The 23,686-nt window shown below is 43.9% G+C and carries 17 protein-coding genes and 2 pseudogenes; 13 read left to right on the top strand and 6 right to left on the bottom strand.

The genetic code is table 11. The features are described 5' to 3' along the window. The first annotated feature begins 166 nt into the window (after positions 1–166). From Q1W14_RS18315 to Q1W14_RS18290, 6 genes are all read left to right on the top strand, one after another. Positions 167–664 (top strand): hypothetical protein, encoded by a 498-nt coding sequence (locus Q1W14_RS18315; RefSeq protein WP_300704079.1) that lies wholly within the window; start codon positions 167–169, stop codon positions 662–664. 87 nt (positions 665–751) lie between these two features. After that, positions 752–1,192 (top strand): translesion error-prone DNA polymerase V autoproteolytic subunit, encoded by a 441-nt coding sequence (gene umuD / locus Q1W14_RS18310; RefSeq protein WP_300704078.1) that lies wholly within the window; start codon positions 752–754, stop codon positions 1,190–1,192. Between the two features lie 11 nt (positions 1,193–1,203). Beyond that, complete coding sequence (locus Q1W14_RS18305; protein ID WP_300704076.1) at positions 1,204–2,445, top strand: Y-family DNA polymerase; 1,242 nt, start codon at positions 1,204–1,206, stop codon at positions 2,443–2,445. A 2-nt stretch (positions 2,446–2,447) separates the two neighbouring features. Beyond that, positions 2,448–3,146, top strand: a complete 699-nt coding sequence (locus Q1W14_RS18300) for an SOS response-associated peptidase (protein ID WP_300704074.1) — start codon at positions 2,448–2,450, stop codon at positions 3,144–3,146. Between the two features lie 12 nt (positions 3,147–3,158). Continuing rightward, positions 3,159–3,803 (top strand): pyridoxamine 5'-phosphate oxidase, encoded by a 645-nt coding sequence (gene pdxH, locus Q1W14_RS18295; protein WP_300704072.1) that lies wholly within the window; start codon positions 3,159–3,161, stop codon positions 3,801–3,803. 95 nt (positions 3,804–3,898) lie between these two features. Further along, positions 3,899–4,942: a DUF2776 family protein gene (locus Q1W14_RS18290; RefSeq protein WP_300704070.1), complete on the top strand. Its 1,044-nt coding sequence runs from the start codon at positions 3,899–3,901 to the stop codon at positions 4,940–4,942. Here the strand turns inward: Q1W14_RS18290 and pgl are convergent. Genes pgl through gnd form a run of 3 tightly spaced genes read right to left on the bottom strand, consistent with a single transcriptional unit; the run spans position 4,935 to position 8,640 of the window. Then, on the bottom strand, positions 4,935–5,651 hold the full coding sequence (gene pgl, locus Q1W14_RS18285; RefSeq protein ID WP_300704067.1) for a 6-phosphogluconolactonase: 717 nt from the start codon (positions 5,649–5,651) through the stop codon (positions 4,935–4,937). The genes Q1W14_RS18290 and pgl overlap by 8 nt on opposite strands. After that, on the bottom strand, positions 5,648–7,144 hold the full coding sequence (gene zwf, locus Q1W14_RS18280; protein WP_300704063.1) for a glucose-6-phosphate dehydrogenase: 1,497 nt from the start codon (positions 7,142–7,144) through the stop codon (positions 5,648–5,650). The genes pgl and zwf overlap by 4 nt, the downstream gene beginning before the upstream one ends. Before the next feature lie 20 nt (positions 7,145–7,164). Then, positions 7,165–8,640, bottom strand: coding sequence for a decarboxylating NADP(+)-dependent phosphogluconate dehydrogenase (gnd, locus tag Q1W14_RS18275; protein ID WP_300704060.1), 1,476 nt, complete (start codon positions 8,638–8,640; stop codon positions 7,165–7,167). Between the two features lie 127 nt (positions 8,641–8,767). Between gnd and Q1W14_RS18270 the strand changes: the two genes are divergently transcribed. From Q1W14_RS18270 to Q1W14_RS18240, 7 genes and pseudogenes are all read left to right on the top strand, one after another. Then, positions 8,768–9,949, top strand: a complete 1,182-nt coding sequence (locus Q1W14_RS18270; RefSeq protein ID WP_300704058.1) for a dicarboxylate/amino acid:cation symporter — start codon at positions 8,768–8,770, stop codon at positions 9,947–9,949. 79 nt (positions 9,950–10,028) lie between these two features. Further along, complete coding sequence (gene gmd / locus Q1W14_RS18265; RefSeq protein ID WP_300704055.1) at positions 10,029–11,105, top strand: GDP-mannose 4,6-dehydratase; 1,077 nt, start codon at positions 10,029–10,031, stop codon at positions 11,103–11,105. 18 nt (positions 11,106–11,123) lie between these two features. Further along, on the top strand, positions 11,124–12,200 hold the full coding sequence (locus tag Q1W14_RS18260) for a GDP-L-fucose synthase (protein WP_300704053.1): 1,077 nt from the start codon (positions 11,124–11,126) through the stop codon (positions 12,198–12,200). Positions 12,201–12,226: 26 nt separating this feature from the next. Next, on the top strand, positions 12,227–14,629 hold the full coding sequence (locus tag Q1W14_RS18255) for a TonB-dependent receptor (RefSeq protein ID WP_300704051.1): 2,403 nt from the start codon (positions 12,227–12,229) through the stop codon (positions 14,627–14,629). A 95-nt stretch (positions 14,630–14,724) separates the two neighbouring features. Further along, positions 14,725–16,383 carry a long-chain fatty acid--CoA ligase gene (locus Q1W14_RS18250; RefSeq protein WP_300704048.1) on the top strand — a complete coding sequence of 553 codons (1,659 nt, stop codon included), beginning with the start codon at positions 14,725–14,727 and terminating at the stop codon, positions 16,381–16,383. 36 nt (positions 16,384–16,419) lie between these two features. Continuing rightward, positions 16,420–17,964: pseudogene (locus Q1W14_RS18245) on the top strand (sulfatase); the annotation flags it as partial. Positions 17,965–17,988: 24 nt separating this feature from the next. Further along, positions 17,989–19,152: pseudogene (locus Q1W14_RS18240) on the top strand (hypothetical protein); the annotation flags it as partial. A gap of 177 nt (positions 19,153–19,329) precedes the next feature. Here Q1W14_RS18240 and Q1W14_RS18235 read toward each other — a convergent pair. From Q1W14_RS18235 to Q1W14_RS18225, 3 genes are all read right to left on the bottom strand, one after another. Continuing rightward, positions 19,330–21,318, bottom strand: coding sequence for a fructose-1,6-bisphosphatase (locus tag Q1W14_RS18235; RefSeq protein ID WP_300704044.1), 1,989 nt, complete (start codon positions 21,316–21,318; stop codon positions 19,330–19,332). A gap of 59 nt (positions 21,319–21,377) precedes the next feature. Beyond that, entirely contained in the window at positions 21,378–23,042 is a 1,665-nt protein-coding gene (locus Q1W14_RS18230; RefSeq protein ID WP_300704042.1) for a putative transporter, read from the bottom strand. A gap of 103 nt (positions 23,043–23,145) precedes the next feature. Next, on the bottom strand, positions 23,146–23,686 hold a 541-nt coding region (locus tag Q1W14_RS18225), incomplete at its 5' end, for an inorganic phosphate transporter (RefSeq protein WP_300704039.1).

Genomic DNA, 23,686 nt, shown 5'->3' with positions numbered 1-23,686 from the left:
TCAACTGCATAGTTATAAGCCTTATTCGTCCACAAAGGTAATAAAAAGCAATCGAAAGCCGAGTTAAACAAGAATAGCTTTCTCAATGTTATATTATCAATAATCATAGTATTAACCACTAATCATATTAAATATGTATTTCAGCTATAGATATCTTTTCTCGTCCATGAGAATCAACCTCTTTCTAATATTCTTAATATTACCTATCTACATAGTTGCTCAAGAGCACCACCATGCCCGAAACGAAATAGGCATCAGTCCCGGAGCAACCTACTCCCCTTCACACCATAACTGGGGATTTGGAATACATGCACATTATTTTCGTACTCTTGGAGATCATAGTCCCTGGGCTCTCGGTGGTAGTTTGGAACAAGTAAACGCCCACGGTTCCCATTGGACTATAAGTGCAGGAGGGAAATATGAAATTCTAGACCGACTAAATATAGCAGTTATGCCTGGCATCACCTTCTTCAAGCATAACCATGAAGCTGATCATGAAGCCGAACACGAGCATAAAAGTAAAGCCCAATTTTCCACTCATTTTGAACTAGGCTACGACTTAATCCATTTGGAACATTTCCATTTAGGGCCTGCTATAGATTATTCATGGAGCAAACATGACACACATTTCATGATAGGAATTCATTGTGCTTATGGATTCTGAATAAGTAACTTAAAGGAAATGAACCCTTTTCTTCCATAAAAAATCCAAATTAGCTAAGCAGAATATGTTTTTCTTTGTTCCTTTACCATGAAAAAGAACATTGAAATACATAGTATAGATGTGTCAACCAGTCTCCCGTTGCAGTATGCAGACGAAGGGATTCGCGCAGGGTTTCCAAGCCCAGCGCAGGATTACATGGAGCAGGCTATTGACTTGAACAAGGAACTCATCAGGCATCCGGCAAGTACATTTTATGGACGTGTTGTTGGTGACTCGATGAGGGACGAAGGCATTGAAGAAGGCGATATTCTTGTCATAGACAAGTCTCTCGAATTGCAGGATGATGATTTAGCTGTGTGTTTCATTGACGGGGAATTCACAGTAAAACGCGTACGATTGGAAACGGATGCAGCATGGCTTGTTCCATCTAATCCGGACTATCCCCTGATAAAAGTAACCAAGGACAATGAATTCATAGTATGGGGGATTGTCACTTATACAATTAAAAAGAACCGGAGGAAAAGATAATGTTCGGATTAATGGACTGCAATAACTTCTACGCTTCATGTGAACGGGTGTTCAATCCGTCATTGAATGGAAAGCCCATCATTGTATTATCCAATAACGATGGTTGTGTGATTGCACGAAGTAACGAGGCAAAAACATTAGGTATAAAGATGGGGGTGCCTGCCTATCAAATCAAGCAAGATATAAAGGAACATAATATTACCGTCTTCTCCTCAAACTACACCTTATATGGAGATATGTCTTCACGAGTCATGACAATACTCGCAGAACAGACTCCTGAACTTGAAATCTATTCTATAGATGAAGCATTTCTCAATTTGGATGGTATCAGAAGCTTACAAGCATTCGGAAACGATCTTGTAAACCGCATTATCCGCAGCACTGGAATTCCTGTGAGTTTAGGAATAGCTCCAACCAAGACCTTAGCCAAAATTGCCAATAAATTTGCAAAGAAATATCCTGCCTATCATCGCGTCTGCATCATTGATACAGAAGAAAAGCAGACCAAAGCATTACTGCTCACGGAAATTGGTGACGTTTGGGGAATTGGTCGTAAACAAGCAGCCAAACTGGAAAAGCAAGGGGTGAAGACTGCATACGATTTCACACAACTACCCGGCTCATGGGTACGAAAGTACATGACAGTAGTAGGTGAACGCACCTGGAAAGAATTACGAGGATTATCATGCATCGATATGGAAGCCATACCACCAACCAAGAAACAAATTTGTACCTCACGCAGCTTCGGCAAGATGGTTGAAGATATTACTACAATGTCCGAAGCAGTTGCCACGCATGCGTCTACATGTGCTAAAAAACTTCGACTTCAAAAATCCTACGCAACGTCACTCTTGGTGTTCATTCATACCAATAACTTCAGGGAAGATCTACCGCAATACTGGAAAAATACAGTTATCAAGTTGCCGGTACCCACGAATGATACTTTAGAAATTGTACACCATGCACTAGCGGGGCTCAATAATATATTCATGCAAGGATACCAATATAAGAAAGCAGGCGTTATCATTACCGAAATAGCCACTGAAGGTGTGCAACAAAACCTTTTCGATACCATCGACCGGAATAAACGGGAAAGACTGATGCAGTCTATCGACCGGATAAACGGCAAATATCTCAGTAATGTAAAATTAGCCGTACAAGGGAATGGAAGAGAGTGGAAACTTAAACAAGAACAGCTCTCCCAACGTTATACTACTGATATCAATGAAGTAATAACTATTAATTGCAAATAAGTATGTGTTTCCATAATTCTATGTCGGCAAAAGCAATAAAACTAGCTGCCCGCTATGGTCGCAAATCAGATATTATAGAAATTGCCCAAGACATCATCAATGAACAATATCACGTAAATGCTTTCAATTTCCCTAAATACCCTATCATCACCACTTCGGACGAAGTGCAAGTTTTTAATTGGGGACTTATTCCTTTTTGGATAAAAACCGAAGAAGATGCCGATGAAATACGGGGAATGACTCTCAACGCACGAGCTGACACCATTTTTGAGAAACCTTCTTTCCGCGAACCTATCATGAAGAAACGTTGCATCGTACCTAGTACAGGATATTTTGAATGGCACCACGAAGGAGGTAAGAAAATCCCCTACTACATTTATTTAAAAGATGAGGAAATCTTTTCAATGGCCGGGATATACGACACTTGGCTAGATAAAGAAACCGGTACGGAGCATTCTACGTTTTCTATCATAACCACCGATACCAATCCTCTCACCGATTATATACACAATACCAAGCATCGGATGCCAGCTATACTTTCAAAAGAAAATGAAGAGAAATGGTTGGAACCCACTCTTTCAAAAAACGAAATATCTGTATTATTAAAGCCCTACAATGCAGAGTTAATGGATGCGTATGTTATTGAGAATGACTTTATAAAGAAAGCATCCACGGATAAAACGATACTTGAACATGCTTAAAACCTACATAATATGGAAAGTCAACTATCTGATATAAGAAGAGAATACAAGAAAAACAAACTGACTAAAGAAAACCTAAGCAATAATCCTTTTGAGCAATTTCAACATTGGTTGGACGATGCACTGCATAGTGGTGAAGAAGAACCTACCGCTATGATTGTAGCCACCGTTTCGGCAGACGGTCACCCCTCTACACGAACGGTACTGCTGAAAGGGGTTGAAAATGGAAAAATTATCTTCTTTACGAATTATGAAAGCCGAAAAGGTCAACAACTAGCAGACAATCCGTATATCTCTTTATCTTTTGTATGGCATAAGTTGGAAAGACAGATACATATTGAAGGAAAGGCTGTAAAATGTTCTCCGGAAGAGTCCGATGCCTACTTTGCAACCAGACCTTACAAAAGTAAGATCGGAGCTAGAATTTCACCCCAAAGCCATGTTATCGGTAGCCGCATGGAGATTATGCGCGCCTTTGCTTTTGAGGCAGCTAAATGGGCGGGACAAACCATCAAACGTCCTGATAACTGGGGAGGATTTACAGTCACCCCTACCCGTTTTGAATTCTGGCAAGGCCGGGAGAGCAGGCTACACGACCGTTTTTTATATACTCTTGAGAAAGATGACAACTGGAAAAAAGAAAGACTGGCCCCCTAATAAAAACCTGATTGTTATCAGCCATAAATAAATATTAAAAGGAAAAACAAACCACAAAAAATGCTGTTAAAGAGGAAACTCTAAAAACAACAGTTATGAATTACGGTATCAGTGTTCTTTTCAGGGCCATACCCTTGTTGATGGCCCTCTTTTGCTTTGGTTACGGAGCCTTTATACTCCATGAGGGAGCAGACTCTGCTAAATTCGTTGCCGGTCCGGTAGTTTTTTCTTTAGGGATGATCTGTATTGCCCTATATGCTACAGCAGCAACAATCATCAGGCAAATTATCCATACATACAATCGAGTTGCCAAATATACCTTGCCGATTATAGGCTATCTGGCTGCAGTTCTGACCTTCATTTGCGGTTGGGAATACATGGATAGTGCTACAAATGCAAGCCATTTCGTAGCTGGCCATGTTATTTGCGGCGTAGGTCTTATCACAGCATGTGTAGCTACTACAGCCACTGCATCTACGCGCTTCACCCTTATCCCTGCTAACTCCAAAAGGAATGACCATGACCTTCCTGACAAAGCTTTCAATGCAATACAAGGAAAAGTCATGATAGCAGTTGCAACCATTATCGCTTTAGTTGCATGGATATGGACTTTCTGGCTATTGTCTCAAAGCGACAAGCACAATGCTTATTATGTAGCAGGACATGTAATGGCAGGACTTGCTTGTATATGCAGCAGTTTGGTGGCATTGGTTGCAACCATCGGTCGGCAGATACGTAACAACTACATGAAATCTGAAAAGAAGTGGTGGCCGTCCCTTGTTTTGATAATGGGCAGTATCAGCATCGTGTGGGGACTTTTGATATTAACAAACAGTAATCCCGCCCTATCATCAACAGGATATATCATGATAGGTCTGGGATTAGTATGTTATAGTATTTCCAGTAAAGTAATCTTGCTGGCAGCTATTTGGCGAAATACCTTTGATCTAGCCAACCGTATACCGCTGATTCCGATCTTCACAGCGCTGATCTGCTTATTCCTCTCTGCCTTCTTGTTCGAGATGGCAAGTTTGCAGGATGCTTACTTCGTACCGGCACGTGTACTTGCAGGCTTGGGAGGCATTTGTTTTACCTTGTTCTCCATCGTGAGCATTTTGGAAAGCGGGACTTCTAAATAGTCCCCTCTTTCTGCTCAGCCAGAACATCCATATATAGCTCGACATTCTCGGCATGGTGTGCTACATAAGCCGCTGGCCCTGTATCACCCGAATCGAGAATGTCGTGAACAACTTCCGCTTTACTCTTTCCTGTAATAAAAAATATCAGTCTTTTAGCAGCAAATAGAAGACAACCCGTCATGGCAATACGCAACTGCCCATTATAAGGGTTAGTACTCACTTCGTAAGGTTGAAAAGAAGACAATAGATACTCTTGTCCCGGGAAGATGGAAGAGGTATGTCCATCATCTCCCGCACCTAGTAAAATAGCATCAAAGGTTGGAAATCCACGCCAAAGAGGTACTGTACGGTTTACTAACGCAGAGTAACGCTTTGCTTCACTTTCCGGCGGATAATTTCCAAAGATAGGATAAATAAATTCATCAGGCATTCCTACTTCATCCAGCAACAGACGCCGCATAGTACCATAATTACTATCCGAATCATCGGGAGGTACACATCGTTCATCTACCCAATAAATACGCATTCGTTGCCAAGGTGTTATCTTTTTATATTCATGTGCCCAAATATCAAACATCAGTGAAGGAGTAGTTCCACCACTAAACGCAAAATAAAAAATCTTTCCCGGCTCACGCCCCATCATTGCAATAAGATGCTTAATTAGTGCATGTGCCGTTTCTGTAGCCGTACTGTAAACATAACTTTTCATAACTCACAATATTCATCTGTGTTTGTTAAATTCTTGCATGGATTAGTCCAATCAGCGCCATGTTCATGCATCATAGCCTCACTTTCTAAGGGTCCCCATGTACCTACGGGATAACCGTATAACGGAGCATCCGGATGCTCTTTCCAGTATTTCAATACCGGATCGAAGAAACGCCAGGAAGCTTCTACAGCATCACTACGGGTAAATAGGGTGGGATCTCCTTGAATGCAATCTTCAATCAAGCGGGCGTATGCGTCACCGGTTGGCAAACCTCCCAACTTATCATAACTGAAGTCCATCATTACTTGCTTGACATCAAACCCCGGTCCGGGCACCTTCATCCCGAACTTCAGCACAATACCTTCATTGGGCTGCAACCGAAGTATCAGTTTATTGGCACGCGGGCAATGCCCACCTTCGCAACGGAACATCTGATGTGGGGTTTCACGGAAATGAACAACGATCTCCGTAACTTTTGTAGGCATCTGTTTTCCTGTTCGAATGTAGAAAGGAACGCCATTCCACCGCCAGTTATTGATACCGATTTTCATAGCGATATATGTTTCCGTACGAGAGTCGGGTGGTATATTTTTCTCTTCCCGGTAGCCCGGTTTCTTGCCCGATGCAGTATATTGTCCACGAACAATATGCTCCTCCAAATCTTCTTCGGTCAGCGGAGCAAGCGACTCATAGACTTTCACCACTTCATTACGGAAATTATCGGCATTGAAAATAGCAGGAGGTTCCATTGCGGTAAGAGCAACAAGCTGTATCAAGTGATTCTGTACCATATCACGGAGTGCACCGGTACCATCGTAGAAACCTCCACGTTGCTCAATACCTAAATTCTCAACCGCAGTAATTTCTACATAATCTATATAGTTACGATTCCACAAGGGTTCAAAAATGCCATTAGCAAAACGAAAAGCCAGAATATTTTGTGCAGTTTCCTTGCCCAGGAAATGATCGATACGGTAGATCTGATGTTCCTTGAACACGGAAGCATAAATCTTGTTTAGTTTCTTTGCAGATTCCAGATCATATCCAAACGGTTTCTCCACAACAATACGTGATTGTGGACGATTCAGATGGGCAGCTTTCAGATGAAGTGGAATAACTCCATACAAAGAAGGAGGAGTGGCGAGATAATACAACAAGTTATCCGGTTTGTTTTCACCGGTCAATTCTTGCAAACGTTTATCAAGCATATGATATCCTTCAGCCTCAGCCGGATCTAAAGTAAGATAAGACAAATGACTACAAAAGTCTTTCATCTTCTCCTCTACCTGTTCCTTAGATGCTACATACTTAACTAACTCGTTATAAATATACTCTTGATAATGACTGTCCGAATATTCGGTACGCCCAATTCCCAATATGGAAAATCCATCCGGTAAGCGTCCATCATTATATAAAGTATAGAGTGCGGGCATCAGTTTGCGTTTTGTCAAATCGCCTGATGCACCAAATATTATCATTACAAATTTACTCATAGCCCTGTTTATAATGGAGATTATACATTGTAACTTCCCGACTTTGTATCGCCTCCATGTCCTGTCCAGTTTTCATGGAAGAATTGTCCGCGAAGTTCATCCACTCTTTCAAAAGTGTGCGCACCGAAATAATCACGTTGCGCCTGAATCATATTAGCTGGCAACTTCGCTGATATAAGTGAATAGAAATAGTTCAATGCAGAAGAGAAAGCCGGCACCGGAAGTTCTTCTTTCATGGTTTGTGCCACTAGTTGCTTCCAACCGACAAGTAATTGTTGCATCTCTTCTTTGAAGTAAGGTGCCAATAAAAGATGTTTGGGTTTCTCTTTGGCCTCAAATGCTGCTGCAATATCATTCAGGAAGATACTGCGGATAATACAACCTCCCCGCCACATACGGGCGATGGAAGCTAAATCAAGATTCCAGCCAAAAGCGTCGGAAGCGCGCTGCAATACAGCAAATCCTTGTGCGTATGACACTAGTTTGGAGGCGTATAAAGCGGAATAGATATCTTTCACCATATCCGGTTTGTTGTATACGACCTGTGAGTGGTGGGTTACAAATTGCTTGGAAGCAGTTTCACGCAAACTCTTTTGAGCTGATAGACTACGTTCGAATACCGCTGTAGCAATCAGTCCCAACGGCATACCCAGTTCCATTGCATTGATAACCGACCATTTGCCAGTACCTTTCTGCCCAGCCGTATCAAGTATTTTATCTATCAGATAATCTCCGGTTTTGTCTTTATGACGTAAGATATTGGCAGTTATCTCAATCAGATAACTACGCAATTTGCCTTCATTCCAATAGGAGAACACCTGAGCCATTTGTTCATTATTCAAATCGAGCAGTTTCTTCATCACCCAGTAAGCCTCGGCAATCAACTGCATATCACCATATTCAATGCCGTTATGAATCATCTTAACAAAGTGTCCTGAGCCAGCCGGCCCTACCCACCCGCAACACGGAGTACCGTCCGATGCTTTTGCTGCTATACTTTGTAAGATAGGTTTTACTTCTTCCCAAGCACTCTCCGAACCGCCCGGCATAATGGAAGCGCCGTTCAACGCCCCTTCTTCTCCACCGGAAACACCGGCACCTACGAAACGGAAACCTTTTTTCTCGGCAAGTACAACCCGACGATTGGTATCTTCGTAATTGGAGTTACCACCGTCTATTAAAATATCACCTTCTGATAAAAGGGGAAATAGCTGTTCCATCAATTCGTCCACCGCACTACCGGCACGAACCATCATCATTATTTTACGGGGAGTAGCAATAGATGCTACAAAATCGGCGATGTCTGTAAAGCCTTCAATACTTTTACCTTTGGCACGACCGTTAATGAAACGTTCCACTACTCCTTCCTCTACTCCGGGCACAGTTCGATTGTAGACTGAAACATTCCATCCTTTATCCGCCATATTAAGTGCAAGGTTTTCTCCCATCACAGCCAGCCCGATAAGTCCAATGTCTGTTTTATTTATATTCTCCATATACTTGTAAATTTTGTCTTTGTTATGAAACAAAATGCTCATGCCATTTGTTCGTATGAATTTCGAAAATAAAATATTACTTTTGCAATCGATAGGTCAATCACATTAAAGTGTAATCTTAAAGCTTATGAAAAAGATCCATATCGGTTTATTGCCGCGTATTATTATCGCTATTATCCTGGGTATTCTATTCGGAAATTTTCTTCCCGCACCGCTAGTGCGTCTGTTTGTAACCTTTAACGGCATCTTCAGTGAATTCTTGAACTTTTCTATTCCGCTCATTATTTTGGGATTAGTAACGATTGCCATTGCTGATATTGGTAAAGGGGCAGGAAAGATGCTTTTGGTTACAGCGTTCATTGCATACGGTGCAACTCTCTTTTCCGGATTTCTATCTTATTTTACAGGTATGGCGTTTTTTCCTTCACTCATCACACCCGGAGCCCCTCTTGAACAAGTGAGTGAAGCGCAAGGTATTTTACCTTATTTTTCGGTAGCTATCCCCTCTTTAATGAATGTGATGACGGCACTGGTACTGGCCTTCACTTTAGGACTTGGATTGGCACAATTACGGAGCGATGCACTAAAGAATGTAGCACGCGATTTTCAGGAGATTATCGTCAAGATGATAAGTGCAGTAATCCTTCCTTTATTACCCATTTATATATTCGGTATTTTCCTCAACATGACTCATTCCGGACAAGTGTTCGGCATACTGATGGTATTTATCAAGATAATCGGAGTCATCTTCCTGCTGCATATTTTCCTGTTGGTATTCCAGTATTGCATTGCGGCATTATTTGTACACAGAAATCCTTTTAAACTTTTAGGTAGAATGTTGCCCGCATATTTTACGGCGTTAGGAACCCAATCTTCTGCCGCCACCATTCCGGTAACACTGGAACAGACGAAGAAGAACGGGGTGTCTGCGGACATTGCCGGTTTCGTCATTCCGCTCTGCGCTACTATCCACTTATCGGGCAGCACGTTGAAGATTGTGGCATGCGCATTGGCTTTGATGATTATGCAGGGCATGCCACACGATTTCTCATTATTTGCAGGCTTCATCTTTATGTTGGGTATTACAATGGTGGCTGCTCCGGGCGTTCCGGGTGGTGCTATCATGGCAGCATTGGGCATTCTGCAATCCATGCTGGGATTTGATGAATCGGCACAAGCGTTGATGATTGCACTCTACATTGCGATGGATAGTTTCGGAACAGCTTGTAATGTTACAGGCGATGGAGCAATTGCATTGGTGATTGACAAGGTACTAGGGAAAAAACAGATTTGTCCGGCTGATCACTAATCACTATATAAGTTTTGTCATCTCACAAAAAATGACGAATTTTGCCCCCTACAAAAACAGTAAACAAAAATAATTCAGAATGAAGAAAGCTCTTATTTCCGGAATTACCGGGCAGGACGGTTCGTTCCTTGCCGAATTCCTTTTACAAAAAGGATATGAGGTACATGGTATCTTGCGCCGTTCCTCCTCCTTCAATACAGGACGCATCGAACACCTCTACTTTGACGAGTGGGTACGTGACATGAAGCAGAAACGTACCGTCAACTTGCACTACGGTGACTTGACGGACAGTAGTTCGCTCATCCGCATTATTCAACAAGTTCAACCCGATGAAATATACAATCTGGCCGCACAGAGCCATGTAAAAGTCTCCTTCGATGTGCCCGAATACACTGCTGAGACCGATGCCGTAGGTACTCTGCGCATGCTCGAAGCTGTTCGCATTCTGGGTATGGAGAAGAAAACAAAAATATATCAGGCATCCACCTCCGAGCTGTTCGGCAAAGTGCAGGAAGTTCCTCAAAAAGAGACGACACCGTTCTATCCCCGCAGTCCATATGGCGTAGCCAAGCAATACGGTTTCTGGATCACCAAGAACTATCGCGAAAGCTATGGAATGTTTGCCGTTAACGGCATTCTGTTCAATCATGAAAGCGAACGCCGTGGCGAGACTTTCGTAACCCGCAAAATAACACTTGCTGCCGCTCGTATCGCACAAGGTTTTCAAGATAAGCTATACCTGGGTAACCTCGATTCATTGCGTGACTGGGGATATGCCAAAGATTACGTAGAATGTATGTGGCTCATCCTGCAACACGATACCCCGGAAGATTTCGTCATCGCTACCGGTGAAATGCATACCGTTCGTGAGTTCGCTACTTTGGCATTCAAAGAAGTAGGTATCGAACTGCTTTGGGAAGGTAAAGGAGTTAATGAAAAAGGTATCGATGTGAAAACCGGCAAAGTGCTTGTAGAAGTTGACCCTAAGTACTTCCGTCCGGCAGAAGTAGAGCAACTCTTAGGAGACCCCACCAAAGCCAGAACATTGCTGGGCTGGAACCCCAGACAAACCAGTTTCGAAGAACTGGTACGTATCATGGCGGCACACGACATGAAATTCGTGAAGAAGTTGCACTTAAGAAGCAAAGAAGATTAGAAATAAATTGAGATTATTATGTTAGACAAAAACGCAAAAATATACATCGCAGGTCATCGTGGATTGGTAGGTTCTGCTATTTGGAAAAACCTGCAAGAGAAAGGATATACCAATCTTGTAGGCAAAAGCCACAAAGAACTTGACCTGCTCGATGGAGTAGCCGTTCGCAAGTTCTTCGATGAAGAACAGCCGGAATACGTCTTCCTTGCCGCCGCCTTTGTAGGTGGTATCATGGCAAACAGCATCTACCGTGCCGACTTTATCTACAAGAACCTGCAAATACAGCAAAACATTATCGGTGAAAGCTTCCGCCACAATGTGAAAAAGCTTCTTTTCCTGGGAAGTACTTGCATCTACCCTCGTGATGCCGAGCAACCCATGAAGGAAGATGCCCTGCTCACCTCTCCGCTGGAATATACTAACGAGCCATACGCCATCGCCAAAATTGCCGGACTGAAAATGTGCGAAAGTTTCAACCTGCAATATGGCACAAACTACATTGCCGTAATGCCCACTAATCTTTACGGTCCTAATGATAATTTCGACCTGGAACGTAGCCATGTGCTTCCCGCCATGATTCGCAAAATACACCTTGCCCATTGCCTGAAACAGAATGACTGGGATGCTGTACGCCGGGATATGAACCTCCGCCCGGTAGAAGGCACCAGCGGTGAAAACAACAAAGAAGAAATTCTACGCATCCTGAACAAATATGGAATCAGCGAAGAAGAAGTGAAACTTTGGGGTACCGGTACTCCTCTGCATGAGTTCCTTTGGAGCGAGGAGATGGCAGATGCCAGCGTCTTCGTCATGGAACAAGTAGACTTCAAAGATACCTATAAACAAGGTGATAAAGACATTCGCAACTGCCATATCAACATCGGTACAGGCAAAGAGATATCCATCAAACAACTGGCTGAGTTAATTGTTTCTACCGTAGGCTATCAAGGAAAACTTTCCTTCGACAGCACTAAACCCGACGGTACCATGCGTAAGTTGACCGATCCCTCCAAACTTCATTCCTTGGGCTGGCACCATAAAGTGGAAATTGAAGAAGGGGTACAACGGATGTATGATTGGTATCTTGGGGAGTGATTAGTGTTTAGTGATTAGTGATTACTATGCGGAACAAGGTTGAATTTGTGTTTATGCTATTCCTGTTGCTTGTATTAAGCATCAGTCAGATAGCGAATGCCAGGATTGCTCCCGTAACCTATCCCGTCCGTGGAAAGGTTATCGACAAGCAATCCCGTCGTCCCGTTGGCTATGCCAATGTATTTGTAACCGGCATACCCGGAAAAGGCGCATCTACCGATTCGCTTGGTGTATTTCGTATAGAACAAGTACCTCCGGGTATTTATCGTTTTGAAGCCTCGTGCATAGGGTATCACACAGTTTCTACTTCCGAATATATAGTGTCTGCCTCCACCCCGTTCATTGAAATAGAGATGGAGGAAGATGCCAATATGCTATCAACCGTAGTTGTCATGCCTTCACCTTTCAGGCGAAGCTTGGAAAGTCCGGTAAGCATGCGCATCATTGGCTTGCAGGAAATAGAGAAAAGTCCGGGAGCCAACCGGGATGTTTCACGTATAGTCCGCTCCTATCCCGGTGTTTCTTTCTCCCCCATCGGTTATCGAAATGACTTGATTGTACGCGGTGGCTCACCTTCGGAGAATCGTTTCTACATGGATGGTATTGAGATACCCAACATCAACCACTTTGCTACACAAGGCGCTTCAGGAGGTCCGGTTAGTATTGTCAATGCTGACTTAATACGTGAAATCACCTTTTATACAGGTGCTTTCCCCGCTAACCGTTCCGGTGCGCTGAGTTCTGTTCTTGATTTCCGGCTAAAAGACGGTAATCCCGACAAACAAGCGTTCAAGGCTACCATCGGTGCATCCGAAGTTTCATTAAGCGGAACGGGACATTTAAGTGATCGCACCACTTATCTTTTTTCTGCCCGCCAGTCGTATCTGCAACTCTTGTTCAAGGCTTTGGGACTCCCTTTCCTACCCAATTTCATAGACGGACAATTCAAAGTGAAAACCAAGTTTTCCGAACACGACGAGCTGACGCTTCTCGGCTTGGTAGGTATTGATAAAATGAAACTGAACACAGATGAAAAAGGAGAGGATGCAGAATATCTGCTGAGCTACCTGCCAACCATCAATCAGGAAACCTTTACCTTGGGAGCATCTTACCGACATTACAGCGGCAAGCATGTACAATCTCTCACCCTGAGCCACAACTATCTGAATAACCGTAACATCAAGTATCGCAACAACGACGACTCTTCGGAAGATAACCTTACCCTGCGCCTTCGTTCAGTAGAGCAGAAGACAACTTTACGCTTCGAAAACCAGACCAATCTTGGACAATGGACTTTGCGTGAAGGAGGAGAACTGAACAACTCCATATATAGTAACAACTCCCGTCAGAAGATATTCGGCAATTCAGGTATACTATCCATTTACGAAACCTCTCTCAACATTTTCAGTTGGGGAGCTTTCTTTTCCTCCGATTATACCACTGCCAACAAACGTCTGGCACTCTCTGCCGGCATACGCATGGATGGCAACACGTATAGCAGCGAAATGAAGCAACCTTGGAAACAACTATCCCCCCGCCTCTCCGCCTCCTACAAACTTACCCCACAATGGACATTAAGCGGAAATGCCGGGTTATACCACCAGTTGCCTCCCTACACCGCTTTAGGTTTTAAAGATAACGATGGCATTTACCTGAATAAGAACCTGAAATACATGCAAGTGCTGGAAAGCAGCATCGGTTTGGATTGGCATTATGAAGACCGTTTCATGGTATCGGCCGAAGGTTTCTTTAAGCGTTACAACCGTATTCCCCTCTCCTTGCAAGACAATATCCCACTGGCATGCAAAGGCAATGACTACGGTGTGGTAGGCAACGAAGCACTCGCCTCCACCGCCAACGGCAGAGCATACGGTTTGGAAAACATGTTTCGATGGCAAGCATCAGGCAGGTTCAACCTCGTCTCTTCTTTCACCCTGTTCCGCAGCGAATACCGCAACCGTTCGGAAGCCGAATATATTTCATCGGCATGGGACAATCGTTTTATTCTTAATATGAGCGGCACTTACAATCTGCCCCGACGCTGGAGTATAGGTGGCAAAGTAAGTTATATCGGAGGGGCACCTTACACCCCATACGATATTGAGAAATCCTCACTGGTAGAAGCCTGGGATGCCAAAGGCCAACCTTATTATGATTACTCCCGCTACAACACAGAGCGGCTTCCTAATTTTGCTCAATTCGATTTGCGTGTAGACAAGTCTTTCTACTTCCGCCGTTGCATGGTAGGAATCTATCTGGATATACAAAACATTACCGGCAACAAACTAAAGCAAGCGGATGTCATTATGAGCACAGGAATCATTGAGAATCCTTCGGCTCCCGTCAACGAACAGCGCTATAAAATGAAATATCTGAAACAAGAAAGCGGAACAATCCTTCCTACACTAGGCGTTACAGTAGAGTTTTAGAAAAAGTATATTGCAAAACTATTTTCTGTCTAAAAGTTTGCTTTCTATGCAGAAACTCTTATATTTGCACAAATTTCAACTAAATGTGCAATATCATGGAACAAAGTTTTATCGCCTATATAGAAAATAGTATTAAAACAAATTGGGATTTAGACGCTCTAACCGACTATAATGGAGCAACTTTACAATATAAAGATGTAGCACGCAAGATAGAAAAGCTACATATCATTTTTGAAGCAAGCGGTATAAAGAAAGGCGATAAGATTGCCGTCTGTGGCCGTAATAGTTCTCACTGGGGTGTAACGTTCCTCTCAGTAGTAACGTATGGTGCAGTGATCGTTCCTATTCTACACGAATTCAAGGCAGATAATATTCATAATATCGTAAACCATTCCGAGGCCAAGCTTCTGTTTGTAGGCGACATGGTTTGGGAAAACCTCAACGAAAACGCCATGCCGTTATTGGAAGGTATCATGCTGATGACTGACTTCTCTATCATTGTGTCGCGTACCGAGAAATTGGACTATGCGCGCGATCACCTCAATGAGATGTTCGGAAAGAAATATCCCAAGAACTTCCGCAAAGAACATATTTCTTATCATAAGGATCAGCCCGACGAATTGGCTGTTATCAATTATACTTCCGGTACCACCAGTTACTCTAAAGGAGTGATGCTGCCCTACCGCAGCCTTTGGTCGAACACCGCCTTTGCCTTCGAAGTACTGACGCTGAATGCTGGCGATAAAATGGTCTCTATACTTCCTATGGCACACATGTACGGATTAGCCTTCGAATTCCTGTATGAATTCTCCGCAGGTTGCCACATCTACTACCTTACACGTATGCCCAGCCCGAAGATTATCTTCCAGGCATTTGCCGAGGTAAAACCCAAACTGGTGATTTCCGTACCTCTTATCATCGAGAAGATCATCAAGAAAAATGTACTCCCCAAACTGGAAACGCCTACCATGAAGCTCCTTCTTAAAGTGCCTATCATTAATGACAAGATACGGGCTACCGTACGCGAGCAAGTCATGAATGCTTTTGGTGGAAACTTTGCCGAAGTTGTTGTTGGCGGTGCAGCTTTCAATCAGGAAGTAGAGCAATTCCTACGCATGATTGAGTTCCCATATACCGTAGGTTATGGCATGACCGAATGCGGTCCTATCATCTGTTACGAAGACTGGTCACGTTTCAAACCAGGTTCTTGTGGAAAAGCTGTACCTCGTATGGAAGTGAAGATACTCTCTTCTGATCCTGAAAACATCCCGGGAGAAATTGTTTGTCGCGGACCTAATGTTATGTTAGGCTATTATAAAAATGAAGAAGCAACCAGTCAGGTACTCGACAAAGACGGTTGGCTTTATACCGGCGACCTTGCTTTGATGGATGCCGAAGGTAACGTAACCATCAAAGGACGCAGCAAGAACATGCTTCTCGGACCAAGCGGACAAAATATCTATCCCGAAGAAATAGAAGATAAGTTGAACAACATGCCATACGTTGCCGAAAGCATCATTGTGCAACAAAACGAGAAACTGGTCGGTCTTGTTTATCCCGATTTTGACGAAGCTTTTGCCAACGGATTGAACAATGACGACATTGAGCGCCTGATGGAAGAGAATCGTGTTTCCTTGAACACCGAACTTCCCGCTTACAGCCAAATATACAAGATGAAAATCTATCCCGAAGAATTTGAGAAGACACCTAAGAAGTCCATCAAACGTTTCTTGTATCAAGAAGCTAAAGGATAAAAATAACGAACTAACCCTTTCTAAAGAATTATCTAAATGAAAAACGGATTATTATTGTCTGCTGCCTTGTTCCCGATATGTGGAGTGGCAGGAGAAGTTAGTGGCGTGCCGTCAGGCAATGCCATGCCGACAACAGAAAAACATCCCAATATTATTTTGTTCTTGGTGGACGATATGGGCTGGCAAGATACCTCTTTACCTTTCTGGACACAACGTACCCGGTACAATGATACTTATCATACCCCCAATATGGAGCGTATGGCTACACAAGGCAAGATGTTTACACAAGCTTACGCCTGTAGTATCAGTTCTCCTACACGTGTCAGCCTTTTTACGGGTATGAATGCGGCACGGCATCGTGTAACCAGTTGGACGCTCCGCAAAAACACCACGCACGAAGAACCGGACTCCATCCTTATTTATCCGGAATGGAACGTCAACGGTATCTGCCAGGAGCCCGGCATAGAACGGACTACTCAAGTAACCTCCCTGGCACAATTACTCAAAGACCATAACTATCATACCATCCACTGCGGGAAAGCACATTTCGGTGCTGAAGACACTCCGGGAGCCGATCCTTTGAAAATGGGATTTGAAGTGAATATTGCCGGTCATGCTGCCGGCTCACCTGCCAGTTACTATGGCAAAGAGAACTTCGGCAATAAACCCGATGGTAAAAGTCCGTTGGCCGCTGTCCCCGGGCTCGAACAATATCACGGTACAGATACTTTCTTGAGCGAAGCCCTCACCATTGAGGCCAAGAAAGCACTGGACGATGCACAGAAGATAGACAAACCCTTTTTCCTCTATATGGCACATTATGCCATCCATACGCCCATACAGCCTGATATGCGTTTCTATCAGAAGTATCTGGACAAAGGTCTGCCACCGGTAGAAGCTGCTTATGCCACGCTTATCGAAGGTATGGACAAAAGTTTGGGAGACATTATGGACTATCTGGACGAGAATAATATGACGGACAATACGATCCTCATTTTTATGTCGGACAATGGTGGTCTTGCAGCCCACACCCGTGTAGGTCAACTGCATACACAGAACTATCCGCTCAACAGTGGGAAAGGTTCCGCTTACGAAGGTGGAGTGCGTGAACCCATGATTGTCCGCTGGCCTGGAGTTGTAAAACCTCAGACAACATGCGACCATTATCTGATGATCGAAGATTTCTTCCCCACCATTCTCGATATGGCAGGTGTAGAAAACTATGAAACCGTACAGCAACGGGACGGCATCAGCTTCATGCCTCTGCTTACCGGTAAGAGCGAAATGAAGAACCGTGATATCTACTGGCATTATCCCAATAGTTGGGGTCCCTCCGGTCCCGGAATCGGAGCTACCTGCTCCATTCGCTCCGGCAACTGGAAACTGATTTATTACTTCGGCAACGGCAAACGCGAGCTTTTCAATATTCCCGCCGACATCAGCGAAAAACATGATATGGCTCAAGAGAAGCCGGAAATCGTCCAAGCACTTTCACAGAAACTGGGTGATTACCTCCGCTCCGTAGATGCCCAACGTCCCATCTTACGTGCTACCAGCAAGCCTGCACCTTGGCCGGACGAAGAATTAACACCTACCGTTACCTCTAAACGGCAACGTACCTCCCGAACCGATCACGGTCCGGCAGGAGTCAATCTTTCGTTATGGAAAAACATTTCCACACAGAAGACTGATACCGTGGGAAGTACCCTTTTCAATCTGGGAGTATTCTCTTCCATGAACCGTCTGGATGGTTTGGGGATAAATATTCTTGGCTCCGTCGTAGGCAGAGATGTAAATGGTGTACAGATGGCCGGAATCTCCAATGTAGTAGGTGGAAGTATGCGTGGCGTGCAAGTAGCAGGCATCAGCAATATCAACGGAAATAATCTCACAGGTCTGTCTGTATCAGGATTGGTAGGTATTACCGGAAATAATTCTCAAGGCGCAATATTCTCAGGCTTAGCTAATATCAGTGGGAATAATACGCAGGGACTTATCTTAGGCGGCTTACTGAACATCAGCGGGGACAACTCCATCGGTGTACATTTTGCAGGACTTGGCAATATCTCCGGTGGCAACTTTAAAGGTCTTACTTCTTCCGGATTATTGAGTGTAGTCGGAAAAGATTTAAGAGGTGTACAACTTGCGGGTCTTGGCAGTATCACAGCCGAAGATATGACCGGTATTCAAATTTCCGGTTTGGGCAATGTGGTAGGTGGTACAGCCCGAGGCGTGCAACTATCCCCTGCCAATATAGCTATTCGTGCCAAAGGTCTTCAGATAGGTTTATTCAATTATTACAAAGAAAGTCTGGATGGATTCCAATTAGGATTAGTCAATGCCAACCCCAATACCAAAGTGCAGATGATGGTTTTCGGTGGAAACGCTACTAAATTGAATGTAGGTGCCCGTTTTAAGAATAATATGTTCTACACAATTCTTGGAGGCGGTACTCATTACCTTGATTTTGGCGATAAGTTCTCTGCAGCACTCTTCTACCGTGCAGGTATTGAACTACCACTCTACAAACAGTTATTTATTAGTGGTGATTTGGGCTATCAGCACATAGAAACTTTCAAAAACAAAGACTATGGCATTCCTGCCCGTCTTTATGCCCTCCAAGCTCGTGTGAATCTGGAATATAGATTGAATGAAAACTTAGGCGTTTTCGTTACAGGAGGTTATGGCGGAAGTCGCTATTATACCAAAGGAGCCACATACGATAAAGGAGTGATTATTGAAGGAGGAGTGGTTTTATTCAAATACTAAAGCGTAGATTATTTTGCTATTTAAAATGGCTGGCATTGATAACTGAATCAGCTGGCATTTACAATCAAAACCCCTGGCATTTGCTACTGAAATGCCAGGGGTTTTGGTTAATAATAGGAGGCCTTATACTTCAAAACCGCAGGTGTTTTACTTCATAACGTGCGGTGTTTTCCTTGTTTATTGTTTTTCCTTGATAAACCCTGTTCTATAAGCCACCAGCAACTTCTTAAGGTCTTCTATCTGGGTAACAAGTACCGCCCCTTTATCCGTATCTTTCACCATCATTCGTTGGGAATTGAACTCGATAACAAAGGTGGTGGATTTAATATCCTGTCCTTCTTCAATAGCCTTCTGGCTACTTTGGAAAGGTTCATGTTGCACCAATTGCAAGCCGTGGGAATGATATACCAGTGTGTAGCCCGCAATTCCAGTTTCGGGTTGATAAGCTTTGGAGAATCCTCCATCAATCACCAACAATTTACCATCGGCTTTGATGGGCTTCTCACCCTTGATGATCTTCACAGGTACATGACCGTTAATAATATGGGAATGAGGCCCCGGTTCCACACCGAATTCAGCCAAGATACGTTCACAAACTTCCGCCTCGTTGCGCAGGGAGTAATAGTATCCTTTAGTTTCTTTATGCAGTGACTTATCAGCAACAAAATAACGCTCAAATGTAGCCATTTTGTCTTTATCGAATGAAGGTGCATCCGGTCCGCACCACATATACCAAACATAATCCAAAGCAAACTGTTTCTCTTCCGATCCGTCTTCATCGAAATAAGCGGTACGGATCAATTGATCTGTTTTCTGCAAGAGCTTATGTCCCCAATATTCTTTCTTGCCGATACGTACGTGCTTAAAGCTTCCATCTTCATTCAACGGTACCGAAGCATGATAAAGCAGGTTACTATTACAAACCAGATACATGCCACCGTATGTGAACAGACAACGCATGTGTTTCTTCATCTTCTCGCTATTCATGAAAGAGGTATGAATGCGGGTCATCAGTTCACGTTCTTCATCCGACAAACGATACGGATCTGCCGGATCGATCGTAGGAAAGTTGGTATCACGTAGTTCATATTCTTTTCCTTCATACACAAACACACCACGCTCCAAATCAATCTTATGCAACAACTTCCGGTTCTCCAGACCGAATTCGGGTCGACGACTGATAATCTCCGCCTCCAGTTTAAGCTGAATAATCGTGATCGCCTTATGCATTTGTGTAATCAAACGCAACGTTTTTTCGTTGTATTCGGCATCGGCAAAGTTCATTTTCGGTGCAAAGATGGTGCAAGGATCGTCTGTATAAGTATCCATGGCAAAAGTAGCCAGTGGCAAGAGATTGATGCCATAGCCATCTTCCAGTGTTGCCAGATTGGCATAACGCATGGACATACGAATTACGTTGGCAATGCAGGCATCATTGCCCGATGCAGCTCCCATCCAGAGGATGTCATGGTTTCCCCATTGGATATCAAAATTATGATAGTCGCAAAGCGTATCCATGATGATGTGGGCACCCGGACCACGGTCGTAAATATCTCCTACAATATGCAGCGAGTCGATGGTCAAGCGTTGGATAAGGTTACACATAGCAACAATGAAATCATCCGCCCGCTTGGTAGTAATGATGGTACTGATAATTACATTGATATAAGCATGCTTGTTAGGCTCTATCGTGGATTCATGCAACAACTCTTGAATGATATACGAGAACTCTGCCGGAAGCGCTTTGCGTACTTTGGAACGGGTATATTTGGAAGATACGTTCTGGCAAACCTTCACCAACTGATTCAAGGTAATCAGGTACCAGTCATCCAAATCGGTTTCCTGCTCCTTAATCAATTGCAGTTTTTCTTCGGGATAATAGATCAGCGTACAGATTTCCTTCTTCTCACTCTCGCGCAAGGTATGACCGAAGATTTCGTTCACCTTACGTTTTACAGCACCCGATGCGTTCTTTAAAACATGTTGGAAAGCTTCATATTCACCATGAATATCCGTCAGAAAGTGCTCCGTACCCTTGGGCAGATTCAGAATCGCTTCCAGATTAATAATTTCCGTACTAGCATCGGCTATCGTAGGAAAACTGCGTGACAATAATTGCAAGTAACGCAAGTCATTAGTTATACTTTCCGGTGTTATATTACCCATATTTATTTACGATTGAACGATTTACAATTTACGATTGAAATTACTTCTTTCCAGATACCCTAGCCTAATAAGAACATGAGCAGGACTTGGGCTATAATTACACGCAAGAACATGCACAACGGATAAACCGTAGCGTATGCCACTGACGGATTATCGCCCGGAATGGTATCGTTGGCATAATTCAATGCCATCGGGTTTGCCATGCTTCCACACAGCATGCCTGCCGTTGTTCCGAAATCTACCTTCATCCATTTAAAGGCTACGATTCCCATTATCAGTACCGGAACCACTGTCAGGGCAAAGCCTGCGCCTATCCATAACAATCCTTCGGGACGGAATACCGTATCAAAGAAATGTGCGCCGGCATCCAATCCCAGGCAAGCCAGGTAGAGGGACAAACCTAAGGCGCGAAGCATCAAGTTGGCACTGCGGGTAGTATAGGTCACCATGTGCATTCTGGGTCCGAAAGTGCCGATAAGGATTCCTACGATGATGGGACCTCCCGCCAAACCTAATCTTACGGGAGCGCTGATACCCGGTATCGTTATAGGGATGGCACCCAATGCTAGTCCTACGATGATGCCTATAAATACGGCAACCAAGTTAGGTTCTTTCAAGCTCTTGATGGCGTTACCCAATACCTTTGCTACATTCTGTATGGCAGCCGCCTCACCTATTACCGTAAGACGGTCTCCTAACTGTAATCTCAGTTCCGCCGTAGCCAGCAGTTGCACGCCGCTACGATATACCCGACTGATATTGATACCATAATGATTACGAAGATGAAGGGCACCCAGTTTCTTACCGTTCAGTTCGGGACGGGTCACCACAATACGTTGTGAAATCAACTGGCTGTCTATGGCGTTCCAGTCTATATCTTCCTTATTCCAGTCGGTATGCTCCTGCTCGCCGAAAAGCACTGTCAATGCAGGTGCGTATTTCTCCGGAGTGATAACCAAAAGACGGTCTCCCTCTTTGATAATCTTTTCAGAAGTAGGAATCGTTACTTTTCCATCCCGCCACAAACGGGAAATGACAAATTTAGGATAGTTCAATCCGCCTATTTCTTTGATACTCTTATTAAAGATGGCAGGATTGTGCACCTGAAATGCAGCGATATAAGGTTTGTTTATATTATCTTTTTCCTTCAGTTCCAGATCTTCTTTGCGAGTCAGTACTTTGCGAATGGCAAGTATCGCAAGAATTACGCCGACCACTCCCAACGGATAGGCCACCGCACAGCCCAAAGCAGGGGTATTGGATTCCATTCCCATCTGCTTTAATGTCTGCTGTGCCGCACCGAGGGCCGGGGTATTGGTGGTAGCTCCACACAGTATGCCTACCATATCGGGCAGGGAAATCCCTAACCCATAGCTGCCGAGTACTGTCATCAGCGTGCCTATCAGCACCACTCCCACAGCAAGCATATTCAGCCGGACACCGCCACTACGGAAAGAGCTGAAAAAACCCGGACCTACCTGTAAGCCCAATGCATATACAAAAATCACCAGTCCGAAGCTTTCGGCATAATTCAGCATCTGCGGATCAATGGACAATCCGAAATGTCCGGCAATGATACCGGCAAAAAACACGAACGTCACGCCTAAGGATATTCCACAAATATGAATTTTACCCAGACCCAAGCCGATGGCGGAAATCAACGAAAGTACTACAACCGCCTGCAAAGCGGAGTGTTCAACAAACAAACTATACAGCCAATCCAAAGTGTATTCAATTTACAGTTTCAGGCTGCAAAGATAATGCAAAATTCCGATTAAGCGAGTTAACAGGAAGCTTGTTTCCTCTTATGAGTGTGAGAATAGAGGCTTAACCCAAGAAAAAGGAAACAATGATGTACACTCCCGCCGCCAACAATCCACTTACCGGAATGGTCAGCACCCAGGCAGTCATCAAGCTTTTAGTCACTCCCCAACGGACTGCCGAAAGACGTTTCGTTGCCCCTACTCCGATGATAGCTCCCGTAATGGTGTGCGTAGTACTTACCGGAATTTTCAGATACTCTGTCAGGAACAAGGTAAATGCACCGGCAGTTTCCGCAATCACTCCTTCCAGAGGAGTAACCTTGGTAATCTTGGTTCCCATAGTCTTCACAATCTTCCATCCGCCGGACATTGTACCCAATGAAATAGCCGTAAAGCAAGAGAAAGCCACCCAATCGGGCAAATCGTTGATACTATTAATTCCCATACCCAAGCCTTCGGAGTGTCCTGCTATCATGGCAGCGGCAATAATACCCATCACCTTCTGCGAGTCATTCAAACCATGACCTACACTGAACAGTGCTGAAGAAACAAGCTGTAACTTCTTGAACCAAACTTCGGCAGTATGAGGATGTGCTTTCTTTGAG

Origin of the sequence: Bacteroides sp. (genome assembly GCF_030151085.1) — a bacterium.
GTDB lineage: Bacteria > Bacteroidota > Bacteroidia > Bacteroidales > Bacteroidaceae > Bacteroides.
This window is presented reverse-complemented; position numbering and strand designations above follow the sequence as displayed.